Raw genomic sequence first — 12,531 nt, 5'->3', positions numbered from 1 at the left:
ACCCAGCCCAGCCCCCGCCAGCCCAGCCCCGTACAGCACCGCAGGTTTCGCGTCCAGGCGAAACAATAGGTGGCCCCGGAGCGGGCCCCCGACACTCTCCGCATGCCACGGACCTACCGCTCGCTCTCCGCTGTCCCCGAATTCACCCCGTTCTTCGCCGCCGCCGCCCTGCGCGTCGGCGCCTCCACCGTCAGCGGGCTCGCCCTCGGCGTCCTCGTCTACGAGCGCACCCGCAGCCCCCTGCTCTCCGCGCTCAGCATGTTCGGCCCGTCCTTCGCCCAGGTGGCCGGCGCGACCGTGCTGCTCTCCGCCGCCGACCGGCTGCCCCCGCGCGCCGCCCTCGGCGGGCTCGCCGCCCTCGCCGGCCTCGGCACGCTCCTGCTCGCCGTCCCCGGGCTGCCGCTGTGGGCGGTGTTCGCGGTGCTGCTCGGCCAGGGGCTCGCCGACTCCCTCGCCGGCGGGGTCCGGTACGGACTGCTCACCGAGATCCTGCCGCCCGGGGACTACCTCCTCGGCCGGTCCCTGCTCGCCGTCTGCGCCGGTGCCGTGCAGATCGCCGGGTTCGCCCTCGGCGGGGTGCTCGTCGCCGCGCTCTCCCCGCGCGGGGCGCTGCTGACGGCCGCCTGCCTCACGCTGGCCGCCGCGCTCACCGTGCGGCTCGGACTGCGCCGCCGCCCGCCGCGCACCACGGGCAGGCCTTCACCGGGCGAAACCTGGCGGACCAACGTCACCCTGTTCTCCCACCCGGCACGCCGCACCCTGTACCTCGCCATGTGGGTGCCCAACGGGCTGATCGTCGGCTGCGAGTCCCTGTTCGTCCCGTACGACCCGGCGCACGCCGGGCTGCTGTTCGGCTGCGCCGCCGCCGGCATGCTCGTAGGGGACACCCTCGCCGGGCGGTACCTCCCGGCGGCCTGGCGGGCCCGGCTGGCGGCCCCGCTGCGGCTGCTGCTCGCCGTGCCCTACCTGCTGTTCGCCCTGGAGCCCGGCCCGGTCGTGGCGATGGCCGCGGTGACCCTGGCCTCCATCGGCTACTCGGCCGGCCTGCTGATGCAGGAGCGCCTGGTCGCGCTGCTCCCGGACGGCACCCAGGGCCAGGCGCTGGGGCTGCACTCAGCCGGGATGCTGACCATGCAGGGCGTCTGCGCGGCGCTCGCCGGCACCCTCGCCCAGTACACCTCGGTCGCGGCCGCGATCGCCGTACTGGCCGTGGCGTCGGTCGCGGTCACCCTGCTCCTGGAGCCCGGGCTGCGCACCAGTAGGCTGCGCATCCACCCCCCTTCGTCTTCCGTTCGAGGTACCGCGCAGTGAGCTCCGCAGCACCCCCCACGCCCATGCCCGTGGCCGTCGTCGGCCTCGGCGCCGACGGCTGGGCCGGGCTCACCGCCGGTGCGCGCGGCGCGCTGGCCTCCGCCGAGGTGCTGATCGGCGGGCCCCGGCAACTGGCCCTGCTGCCACCCGGCGAGTGCGCCGGTGAGCGGGTGGCGTGGCCGAGCCCGCTGCGGCCGGCCGTGCCCCGGCTGATGGCCGAACACGCCGGCCGCCGGATCGCCGTACTGGCCAGCGGGGACCCCATGTTCTACGGGATCGGCCGCGCCCTCTCCCAAGAGCTGGGCCCGGACGCCCTGCTGGTCCACCCGCACCCCTCGTCAGTCTCGTACGCCTGCGCCCGGCTCGGCTGGCCGGTGGAGGACACCGAGGTGGTCACGGTGGTCGGCCGCCCGGTGGCCCGCCTCGCGGCCGCGCTGTACGAGGGGCGGCGGGTGCTGGTGCTGAGCGCCGGAGCGGCGACCCCGAACGAGATCGCCGCTCTGCTTCGAGAGCGGGGCTTCGGCCCGAGCCGGATGCGGGTCCTGGAACAGCTCGGGTCCGAGGACGAGGACGCGTACGAGGGCCGGGCCGACCGCTGGGACCACGCACCCGGCGACCCCCTGAACGTGGTGGCCGTCGACTGCCGCCGGGACCCCGGGCACGCCGCCCCGCGCCTCGGCGCGACCCCGGGCCTGCCCGACACCGCGTACGAGCACGACGGGCAGCTCACCAAACGCCACGTCCGGGCCGCGACACTGTGCGCGCTGGCCCCCGGCCCCGGTGAACTGCTGTGGGACATCGGCGGCGGCTCCGGCTCCATCGGCATCGAGTGGATGCGTACGCACCCCTCCTGCCGGGCCGTGGCCGTGGAGCGCGTCGCCGAGCGGGCGGAGCGGATCACCCGCAACGCGGCGGCGCTCGGCGTACCCGGCCTGCGCGTGGTCACCGGCGCCGCGCCCGAGGCCCTGGCCGGACTGTCCGCACCCGACGCGGTGTTCATCGGCGGCGGACTCACCGCGCCCGGCCTGCTGGACGCCGCCTGGGCCGCCCTGGCCCCCGGCGGCCGGCTGGTGGTCAACACCGTCACCCTGGAGTCGGAGGCGGTCCTCACCGACCGCTACCGGCGCCACGGCGGCGAGCTGGTGAAGCTCGCCGTCGCGCACGCGGTGCCGGTCGGCGGTTTCACGGGGTGGCGGCAGGCGATGCCGGTCACCCAGTGGTCAGTGACGAAGAGAATGGATCGGATATGACCGTGTACTTCATCGGTGCGGGCCCCGGCGCCGCCGACCTGATCACGGTGCGCGGTGCCCGGACGCTGGCCGCCGCCCCCGTCTGCCTGTACGCGGGCAGTCTGGTTCCCCGCGAGCTGCTGGCCGAATGCCCGCCGGACGCCCGGCTGGTCGACACCTCGCAGCTGAACCTGGACGAGATCATCGCGGAGTTCGTACGGGCCCACGAGGCGGGCCAGGACGTGGCGCGGCTGCACTCCGGCGACCCGTCGATCTTCAGCGCGGTCGCGGAGCAGATGCGGCGCCTCGACGCGGCCGCGATCCCCTACGAAGTGGTCCCGGGCGTACCGGCCTTCGCCGCGGCGGCCGCCGCGCTGAAGCGGGAGCTGACCGTCCCCACCGTCGGCCAGACCGTGATCCTGACCCGGATCGCCCAGCAGGCCACCCCGATGCCCCCGGGCGAGGACCTGGCCACCCTGGGCCGCAGCGGCGCGCTGCTGGTCCTGCACCTGGCCACCCGCTACGCGGACCGCGTCGTCGACGAGCTGGTGCCGCACTACGGGGCGGACTGTCCCGTGGCCGTGGTGGCGATGGCCAGCCGCCCCGACGAGCTGATCCTGCGCGGCACCCTCGCGGACATCGCCGGCCAGGTGAAGGCGGCGGGCCTGGTGCGCACCGCGGTGATCGTGGTGGGCCGCACCCTGGTGGCCGAGCAGTTCCGGGACAGCCATCTGTACTCCGCCGAGCGCGACCGGCATGTCTGCTGATTCCGCCGCCGGTTCCGCTGCCGGTTCCGCCGGTTCCGCCGCCGGTCCCGCTGGTGAGTCGGCCCGCGGGCATGTCCTGATCCTGGGCGGTACGACGGAGGCCCGCCGCCTCGCGGAGGCGCTGGAGCGGGCCCCGTACCGGGTGACCACCTCCCTCGCCGGCCGGGTCACCGCGCCGGTGCTCCCGCCGGGCGAGACGCGGATCGGCGGCTTCGGCGGCCCCGCCGGCCTGGCGGCCTGGATCACCGCGCACCGGGTCACGCACCTGGTCGACGCCACGCACCCCTTCGCGGAGCGCATGAGCTTCAACGCGGCCGAGGCGGCGGCGCTTTCGGGCGTCCCGCTGCTGGCACTGCGCCGCCCTGGCTGGAGCCCCGGTCCCGGCGACGACTGGCACTTCGCGGACTCCCTCACCGAGGCGGCCGCCCTGCTGCCGGGCCTCGGCTCCCGCGCCTTCCTGACCACGGGCCGGATGGGCCTGCACAGCTTCGCGCACCTCACCGAGCCCTGGTTCCTGGTGCGTTCGGTGGACCCTCCGGCCGCACCTGCCCCGCCGCGCCTCGAAGTCCTGCTCGCCCGCGGCCCGTTCACCCTCGACGACGAACGGGAGCTGCTCGCGCGGCACCGTATCGACGTCCTGGTCACCAAGGACAGCGGCGGTTCGGCCACCGCCCCCAAGCTCACCGCGGCCCGCGAGGCCGGCATCCCGGTCCTCGTCGTCCGCCGCCCCCCGGTCCCGCGAGGTGTGGCGGAGACTTCGTCGGTGGAGCAGGTCCGGCACTGGCTGGACCACTGAGTCCGGGCCGGCCTCCTCGGCCCCGGCACGGCAGGCCGGGTACGGCCCGCCTCGTCGCCGCGCGCCACGGGTGAGGCCCGGGGCGGATACCGCCCCGGGCCTCATCTGACGCGGTTCCCCCCGGTCAGGGGTAGCGGCGCGGCGTCCAGGTGACCCTCGACCCGTCGGCCCGTTCCGTGACCTGGGTCTGCGAAGAGCCGATCAGCAGGATCGTGCGCATGTCCACCTCGGACGGCTCCAGTTCGGCGAGCGTGACGATCCGTACCGTCTGCGCCGGGCCGCCCACGTCGCGCGCGACGACCACCGGGGTCTGCGGCGAGCGCAGCTCCAGCAGCAGTTCGCGGGCCTGGGCGACCTGCCAGGTCCGGCTGCGCGAGCCCGGGTTGTACAGGGCGAGGACCAGGTCGGCCGCGGCGGCCGCACGCAGCCGCTCCGCTATGACCTCCCACGGCTTGAGCCGGTCGGAGAGCGAGATGGTGGCGTAGTCGTGGCCCAGCGGGGCGCCGGCCGCGGCGGCTGCCGCGTTGGCGGCGGTCACCCCCGGCAGGACCCGTACCGGCACGTCCTTGTACTCCGCCTGCCCCGCGACCTCCAGGACCGCCGTGGCCATGGCGAAGACCCCCGGGTCGCCGCCGGAGACCACGGCCACCCGCTTGCCGCGCCGGGCCAGGTCGAGCGCGAACTCGGCCCGCTCCGACTCCACCTTGTTGTCGGAGCCGTGCCGGATCTGCCCGGGCTTGACCGGGACCCGGTCCAGGTACGTCGTGTACCCGACCAGCACCTCGGCGTCGGCCAGCGCCCGCCGGGTCTCGGGCGTGAGCCACAGGGGACCGGCCGGACCGGTGCCGACGACCACGACCTCACCGGGCCCGGAGGGCACACTGCCCGGGTTGCCGATCCGGCTGGGCACGACGGCGACGGCGAAGTACGGCACGCTCTCGGGGTCGGTGTCCGCCAGGACGCCGGTGCGCTCGCCGGCCATGGTCGCGCGCTCGACGTACCGGGCCTCGGCGAGGCGCCCGCTGCCCTCCATGGCCCGCCGCACGGCGGGGAAGGTGCGGCCGAGCTTCATCACGACCGCCGAATCGGTGGCGGCGAGGCGGGCGGTCAGCTCCTCCTCCGGCAGGGTGCCGGGCAGGATGGTCAGCACCTCCTCACCCTCCACGAGCGGGGTGCCGAGCCGGGCGGCGGCGGCGCTCACCGAGGTCACCCCGGGGATCACCTCGGCCTCGTACCGGTCCGCGAGCCGCTTGTGCATGTGCATGTACGAGCCGTAGAAGAGCGGGTCGCCCTCCGCGAGCACGGCGACGGTCCGGCCGGCGTCCAGGTGCACGGCGAGGCGGGCGGCGGAGGCCTCGTAGAACTCCTCCATCGCCCCCTGGTAGCCGCCGGGGTGGTCGGTGGTCTCGGTGGTGACCGGGTAGACCAGCGGCTCCTCGATGTGGTCCGCGCGCAGGTGCTCGGCGGCGATCGACCGGGCGATGGAGCGTCCGTGCCGGGCGGAGTGGTAGGCGACCACGTCCGCCTCCGCGATCACCTCGACGGCGCGCAGGGTCATCAGGGACGGGTCGCCGGGCCCGAGCCCGACTCCGTAGAGTCGTCCGGTGCTCATTCGGCCACGCTCGCGATCGCGTTGACGGCGGCGGCGGCGATGGCGCTGCCGCCGCGCCGGCCCCGGACGATCAGATGGTCGAGCCCGGAAGGGTGCGCGGCGAGGGCGTCCTTGGACTCGGCGGCGCCGATGAAGCCGACCGGGACGCCGATGACGGCGGCGGGGCGCGGGGCGCCCTCCTCGATCATCTCCAGCAGCCGGAACAGCGCGGTCGGCGCGTTGCCGACGGCGATCACGGAACCCTCCAACAGGCCACGGTCCCGCCACACTTCGAGGGCGGCGGCGCTGCGCGTGGTGCCCATCTTCGCGGCGAGCTCCGGCACGGCCGGGTCGGAAAGGGTGCAGATCACATCGTTTCCGGCGGGCAGCCGCTTGCGGGTGACCCCGCTGGCGACCATCTGCACGTCGCACAGGATCGGCGCGCCGGCCTCCAGGGCGGCCCGCGCCCGCAGGACGACCTCGGGCGTGTACCCGAGGTCCTGCGGGAGGTCGGTCATCCCGCAGGCGTGAATCATGCGCACCGCGACTTGGGCGACCGAGGCGGGCAGCCTGGAGAGGTCCGCCTCGGCGCGGATCGTGGCAAAGGACTGGCGGTAGATCGCGGCGCCGTCCTTCTCGTACTCAAACACGGTGTACTCGCTCATTTCTTCACTGCGTCTTCGGAAACTCGGGGGTTGTTCTGTACGTTCTGCACGTTCCGCGCGTCGGCGAGGACCACGGCAAGCTCAGGGACGGTCGGGAGCCGCTGCACGGCCCGCCCGGGCACGGAGAGTTCATACCCGTCCCCGGCGGTGGCCACCACATCCACCCAGTCGGTACCGCGCGGATGCCCGCACCGCCGCTCGCAGCCGGACCAGTGAACGGGCAGCCGCCCCTGCGCCAGCTCTACGACCGCACGCGCGTCGGCGCGTACATCCGCGAGGGACTTGGCACAACCGGGCCGCCCGGTACAGGCGGTGACGGACTCCCAGGCGCTGTCCGGCGCGAGCACCAGCCCGGCTCTCTCGATCCGGCCCAAGCCGTCGATCGGCATCCGGGCACCCGCCCAGGGCAAGATGACGGTCCGCCACGGCGTGATCCGCAGCTCTCCGTTGCCCCGCTCGGCGGCCTGCACCAGTACCCGCCACTGCTCGGAGGTGAGCCTCCCGAGCGGGGGCAGCACGCACAGGGCGGCCCGGTCGCCGACACCCGGGCCCCAGGGCCGCGGCGGCGGCGCGTACGGCCACGCCACCGCGGGCGCGCACACCGCGTCGATCCCCGCCGCGCCCAGCCGTACGCTGAACTCTCCTGCATCCAGGGCGTGTTCGGGGGGCAGCTCGGACACCCGCCAGGCGCGGTTGCCGGCCGCGTCCGCGGCGTCGAGGAAGTACTCGGCGGCCAGCAGCGCCGCCCGGGCGGCGTCCGGCGCGGCCAGCTCCACCGCGTCGGGGGCCGGGCCGAGCCGGACCAGCGCCCGGCCGTCGGGCACGGCGAGCACGGTGACATCGGGGCCGAGCGCGGCGACGTCACCGCGCCCGTCGTCGAAGGCGAACAGGAACCGCCCGGACAGGGCGGTGGCGCGCATGCTCGCGCAGAGCAGCCGGTCCAGCTCCCGGGCCCAGGGCAACACGTCCGGCCGGGCCGTCCCCTCAAGTCCGGACAACGGGGTGGCCACGATATTCCGCACCCGCTCATGGCTCGGCGCCGGCAGCAGCCCCGCCGCATCCAACAGCTCCGCCAGCCCGGCGCCGCAACCGTCCGCGAGGCCGCGCAACTGGACGTTGCCGCGGGAGGTCAGCTCCAGATGCCCGTCCCCGAACCGGTCGGCGGCGAGCCCGAGCACGGCGGCCTGAGCAGCCGTGAGCAGCCCGCCGGGAATCCGCACCCGCGCGAGGAACCCGTCATCGGCCCCGTGCAGCCGCAACGCACCGGGACATGCGTCACCGCGGTCCCGTATGACGGGTTCATCCCGCGATGCGGCGGAGGGGGGCTGGGGCATGGCGGCGAGCATACCCACGATTCTCCGCCCGCCCGCTGTGTCGATCACCACCCCGAACCGGCCAACGAGTCCCTCCCACGAATCCAGCCGTCAACACCGCCGCACCCATCCACCCCGCGGCACCCACCCACCTCGCTGGCCCCAACCACCTCTAGGCCCCAACCAGCCCCGCCGGCCCCCACCAGCCCCGCCGGCGTTTGAGGCGCGGGGCCCGGGGCAGAGCCCCGGCAACGGCGCCGCACCCACCCACCTCACCGCACCCACCCACCTCCCCGGCCCCGCCCACCTCGCCGACCCCATCCAGCCCCGCCGGCGTTTGAGGGGCGGGGCCCGGGGCAGAGCCCCGGCAACGGCGCCGCACACCCAACGGCGGCCCCCACCACCGCTCCCCCTAAGATGGCGGCGGCGAGCCGATCGGCCCGCCATCGCCGAGGACGGCGACATGGGAGGAAGCCCGGTGCGATTCCGGCGCGGTCCCGCCACTGTGAACCCCGCGGAGCAACCCGCCGGGTGAGTCAGGAACTCCCGCTGTCCTCACTGCCCGGGGCGCGGAAACCCCGAGGAAGGCCTGCCGCCGCATGATCCTGCTGCTGTCGACGTCCGACACCGATCTGCTCAGCGCCCGCGCCGCGAACACGGCGGACGGTCCCGTCCCGTACCGGTTCGCGAACCCCTCCCGCCTTCCCCTCGACGACCTCCCCGGCCTCCTCGACGGCGTCGACCTGGTCGTCGTACGCCTCCTCGGCGGACTCCGCGCCTGGCAGGACGGCCTCGACCTCCTCCTGGCCCCCGGCCAGACCCGCCCGGTCGTCGTGCTGACCGGCGAACAGGCCCCGGACGCCCAGCTGATGGAGGCCTCCACGGTCCCGATCGGCATCGCCGCCGAGGCGCACGGCTACCTCGCCCACGGCGGCCCCGCCAACCTGGACCAGCTGGCCCGCTTCCTCTCCGACACCGTGCTCCTCACCGGCCACGGCTTCGAACCCCCGGCCGCCGCCCCCACCTGGGGCCCGCTGGAGCGCACCGCCCAGCCCGGCCAGGGCCCCCGCATCGCCGTGCTCTACTACCGCGCCCACCAGATGAGCGGCAACACCGCCTTCGTGCACGCCCTCTGCGACGCCATCGAGGCCCAGGACGCCCAGGCCCTCCCCCTCTACGTCTCCTCCCTCCGCATCCCGGAGCCGGAGCTGCTCGCCGCCCTGGAGTCCGCGGACGCGATCGTCACCACCGTCCTCGCCGCCGGCGGCACCCGCCCCGCCACCGCCTCGGCCGGCGGTGACGACGAGTCCTGGGACGCGGGCGCGCTCGCCGCGCTCGGCGTGCCGATCCTCCAGGCCCTGTGCCTCACCGGCTCCCGCAGCGCCTGGGAGGAGAGCGACGAGGGTCTCTCCCCCCTCGACGCCGCCACCCAGGTCGCCGTGCCCGAGTTCGACGGCCGCCTGATCACCGTCCCGTTCTCCTTCAAGGAGCTCGACGAGGACGGCCTGCCCGCCTACGTGGCCGACCCCGAGCGGGCCGCCCGGGTCGCCGGTATCGCCGTACGCCACGCCCGCCTGCGGCACATCGAGCGCCGCGACAAGCGGGTGGCCCTGGTCCTCTCCGCGTACCCCACCAAGCACTCCCGCATCGGCAACGCGGTCGGCCTCGACACCCCGGCCAGCGCCGTCGAACTGCTGCGCACGCTGATCTCCGGCGGCTACGACTTCGGCCCCGTCGAGGACATCCCGGGCCTGGTCTCCGGCGACGGCGACGAGCTGATCCGCGCCCTGATCGAGGCCGGCGGCCACGACCAGGACTGGCTGACCGAGGAGCAGCTGGCCCGCAACCCGGTCCGCATCCCGGCCGCCGACTACAAGCGGTGGTACGCCGAACTCCCCGCCGAACTGCGCGAGAGCGTCGAGCAGCACTGGGGCGAGGCCCCGGGCAGCATGTTCGTCGACCGCTCCGCCAACCCCGAGGGCGACATCGTCCTGGCGGCCCTGCGCCGCGGGAACCTCCTCATCCTGATCCAGCCGCCGCGTGGCTTCGGCGAGAACCCGATCGCGATCTACCACGACCCGGACCTGCCGCCGTCGCACCACTACCTGGCCGCGTACCGCTGGATCCAGGCCCGCGCCGAGGACGGCGGTTTCGGCGCCGACGCGATGATCCACCTGGGCAAGCACGGCAACCTGGAGTGGCTGCCGGGCAAGAACGCCGGCCTCTCCGCGGCCTGCGCGCCCGACGCCGCGCTCGGCGACCTGCCCCTCATCTACCCGTTCCTGGTCAACGACCCGGGCGAGGGCACCCAGGCGAAGCGCCGCGTGCACGCCACCCTGGTCGACCACCTGGTGCCGCCGATGGCGCGCGCCGAGTCCTACGGCGACATCGCCCGCCTGGAGCAGCACCTCGACGAGTACGCCCAGATCTCGGCGATGGACCCGGCCAAACTCCCGGCCATCCGCGCCCAGATCTGGACCCTGATCCAGGCCGCGAAGCTCGACCACGACCTGGGCCTCGCCGAGCGCCCGGACGACGACGGCTTCGACGACTTCCTCCTCCACGTCGACGGCTGGCTGTGCGAGGTCAAGGACGCCCAGATCCGCGACGGCCTGCACGTCCTGGGCGGCGCCCCGACCGGCGCGGCCCGGGTCAACCTGGTCCTCGCCATCCTGCGCGCCCGGCAGATCTGGGGCGGCACCACTGCCCTGCCCGGCCTGCGCGAGGCGCTGGGCCTGGACGAGTCGGCGGCCACCCGTACCACCGCCGACGAGGCGGAGGAGGCGGCCCGCGCGCTGGTCCAGGCGATGGAGGACGCCAACTGGTCCCCCGGTGCGGTGGCTTCGGTCGCCGCCGGGTACTCGGCGGACGTGGTGGCCGTACTGGACTTCGCGGCCTCCGAGGTCGTGCCGCGCCTGGCCGGCACGACCGATGAGATCGCCCACGTGGTGAGCGCCCTGGACGGCTCCTTCGTCCCGGCCGGCCCGTCCGGCTCGCCGCTGCGCGGCCTGGTCAACGTCCTCCCCACGGGCCGCAACTTCTACTCCGTGGACCCGAAGGCCGTCCCCTCGCGCCTCGCCTGGGAGACGGGTCAGGCACTGGCCGACTCCCTCCTCACCCGCTACCGCACGGACAACGGCGAATGGCCCGCGTCCGTCGGCCTGTCCCTGTGGGGCACGAGCGCGATGCGCACCTCGGGCGACGACGTGGCGGAGGCGCTCGCCCTGCTCGGCGTCCGCCCGGTCTGGGACGAGGCCTCGCGCCGCGTGACCGGCCTGGAGCCGATCCCGCTCGCCGAACTCGGCCGCCCCCGCATCGATGTCACCCTGCGCATCTCGGGCTTCTTCCGCGACGCGTTCCCGCACGTCATCGGGCTGCTGGACGACGCCGTCCGGCTCGCCGCCTCGCTCGACGAGCCGGCCGACCAGAACTTCATCCGGGCCCACGCCCAGGCGGACCTGGCCGAGCACGGCGACGAGCGGCGCGCGACGACCCGTATCTTCGGCTCGCGCCCGGGCACGTACGGCGCCGGCATCCTCCAGCTGATCGACTCGCGCGACTGGCGTACCGACGCCGACCTCGCGGAGGTCTACACGGTGTGGGGCGGGTACGCGTACGGCCGCGGCCTGGAGGGCCGCCCGGCGCGCTCCGAGATGGAGACGGCGTACAAGCGCATCACGGTGGCCGCGAAGAACACGGACACCCGTGAGCACGACATCGCGGACTCGGACGACTACTTCCAGTATCACGGCGGCATGGTGGCCACCGTCCGCGCCCTTCGCGGCACGGCCCCGGAGGCGTACATCGGTGACTCCACCCGCCCGGAGACGGTCAAGACCCGCACCCTGGTCGAGGAGACCTCGCGGGTGTTCCGCGCCCGCGTGGTCAACCCGAAGTGGATCGAGGCGATGCGCCGCCACGGCTACAAGGGCGCCTTCGAGCTGGCCGCGACCGTGGACTACCTCTTCGGCTACGACGCGACGACGGGCGTGGTGGCCGACTGGATGTACGACAAGCTGACGGAGACCTACGTCCTGGACCCGGAAAACCGCGCCTTCCTGGAGGAGGCGAACCCCTGGGCCCTGCACGGCATCGCGGAGCGCCTTCTCGAGGCGGAGTCCCGCGGCATGTGGGAGAAGCCGGACCCGCAGATCCTGGAATCCCTGCGCCAGGTGTACCTGGACACGGAGGGCAACCTGGAGGGCGACGCGGAGTAGCGGCCGCAAGGCCCCTCAGCAGTCGAGCCGCTCCCCGTCCACCCCCGCGCCGACCTCTATCGAGTAGAAGGTCTCGGCGCGGGGGTCCGCCGGCGGCTCGTAGCCGTAGAACTCCTTCGCCTCCGACGCCGGCATGAAGCTCAGGTCGAGCTCGCGCCAGTTCCCCTCGCCGCCACGGGAGAAGCACAGCCCGGCCACATCGGCCGGCACCCCCGATGAGTTCCGCGCCTCCTTCCAGCCGTCCGCGGCGGCCGCCTCGCGGTAGAACCGGAGCACCTCCCCGCGGCCCACCGGCGCCACGTAGACCCGGCGCGCGTACATCCAGGCGTCCCCGCTGTCGTCGAGACACTCCGACGCGACAGCGCCGTCGGCCTCGCCGGCCCCGTCGGCCCCGGGTGGTGCGGCAGCCCCCTCGGGCCGCGCCTCCAGCACGGGGTACCCGGCCAGCCGTTCCAGCGCCGGTCCCGTTCCCCGGCACGTGGTGAACGGCGAGAGCAGCGAGCACCCGGTCAGCCCGCCCGCCACGACCACGAGGGCCAGCACCCCGCGGGCCCCGCACATCCCGCGCGTCCCGCGACCGACACCCGAGTCAGACATGTTCATGGCTGAAGTATGGGGGGGTCCCCCGGACACCTGCGCGCG

At 74.7% G+C, this 12,531-nt stretch carries 9 protein-coding genes and 1 riboswitch; of the genes, 5 read left to right on the top strand and 4 right to left on the bottom strand.

All coding sequences use genetic code 11. From position 1 onward, the window contains the following. Positions 1–102: 102 nt before the first annotated feature. The 4 genes from J7I97_RS21790 to J7I97_RS21775 are packed head-to-tail and all read left to right on the top strand — an operon-like array spanning position 103 to position 4,103. Complete coding sequence (locus J7I97_RS21790) at positions 103–1,311, top strand: MFS transporter (protein ID WP_214937423.1); 1,209 nt, start codon at positions 103–105, stop codon at positions 1,309–1,311. A 23-nt stretch (positions 1,312–1,334) separates the two neighbouring features. Next, the gene (cbiE, locus tag J7I97_RS21785; RefSeq protein WP_214937456.1) at positions 1,335–2,561 is read left to right on the top strand and encodes a precorrin-6y C5,15-methyltransferase (decarboxylating) subunit CbiE; all 1,227 of its coding nucleotides are present in this window, start codon (positions 1,335–1,337) and stop codon (positions 2,559–2,561) included. Next, positions 2,558–3,307, top strand: a complete 750-nt coding sequence (gene cobM / locus J7I97_RS21780; protein WP_214937420.1) for a precorrin-4 C(11)-methyltransferase — start codon at positions 2,558–2,560, stop codon at positions 3,305–3,307. The genes cbiE and cobM overlap by 4 nt, the downstream gene beginning before the upstream one ends. Next, a complete protein-coding gene (locus tag J7I97_RS21775) occupies positions 3,297–4,103 on the top strand; it encodes a cobalt-precorrin-6A reductase (RefSeq protein ID WP_214937418.1) in 807 nt (268 codons plus the stop codon). Before cobM ends, J7I97_RS21775 begins: the two co-directional genes overlap by 11 nt. 124 nt (positions 4,104–4,227) lie before the next feature. On the opposite strand, the gene J7I97_RS21770 is transcribed toward J7I97_RS21775, so the two are convergent. Genes J7I97_RS21770 through cobG form a run of 3 tightly spaced genes read right to left on the bottom strand, consistent with a single transcriptional unit; the run spans position 4,228 to position 7,705 of the window. Next, positions 4,228–5,715, bottom strand: a complete 1,488-nt coding sequence (locus J7I97_RS21770; RefSeq protein WP_214937415.1) for a precorrin-2 C(20)-methyltransferase — start codon at positions 5,713–5,715, stop codon at positions 4,228–4,230. Beyond that, positions 5,712–6,359, bottom strand: coding sequence for a precorrin-8X methylmutase (locus J7I97_RS21765; RefSeq protein WP_214937413.1), 648 nt, complete (start codon positions 6,357–6,359; stop codon positions 5,712–5,714). The genes J7I97_RS21770 and J7I97_RS21765 overlap by 4 nt, the downstream gene beginning before the upstream one ends. Then, positions 6,356–7,705: a precorrin-3B synthase gene (cobG, locus tag J7I97_RS21760; RefSeq protein WP_214937410.1), complete on the bottom strand. Its 1,350-nt coding sequence runs from the start codon at positions 7,703–7,705 to the stop codon at positions 6,356–6,358. The genes J7I97_RS21765 and cobG overlap by 4 nt, the downstream gene beginning before the upstream one ends. Positions 7,706–8,139: 434 nt before the next feature. Then, a riboswitch (cobalamin riboswitch) is annotated at positions 8,140–8,218 on the top strand. Between the two features lie 53 nt (positions 8,219–8,271). On the opposite strand from cobG, the gene cobN reads away from it, so the two are divergent. Continuing rightward, the gene (gene cobN / locus J7I97_RS21755) at positions 8,272–11,889 is read left to right on the top strand and encodes a cobaltochelatase subunit CobN (RefSeq protein ID WP_214937408.1); all 3,618 of its coding nucleotides are present in this window, start codon (positions 8,272–8,274) and stop codon (positions 11,887–11,889) included. A gap of 15 nt (positions 11,890–11,904) precedes the next feature. On the opposite strand, the gene J7I97_RS21750 is transcribed toward cobN, so the two are convergent. Beyond that, entirely contained in the window at positions 11,905–12,492 is a 588-nt protein-coding gene (locus tag J7I97_RS21750; RefSeq protein WP_214937406.1) for a hypothetical protein, read from the bottom strand. Positions 12,493–12,531 lie beyond the last annotated feature (39 nt).

It is taken from the genome of Streptomyces sp. ISL-87 (genome assembly GCF_018614095.1).
Classification (GTDB): Bacteria; Actinomycetota; Actinomycetes; order Streptomycetales; family Streptomycetaceae; genus Streptomyces.
The sequence above is the reverse complement of the archived record's forward strand: the minus strand, read 5'-3'. Positions and strand labels throughout refer to the sequence as shown.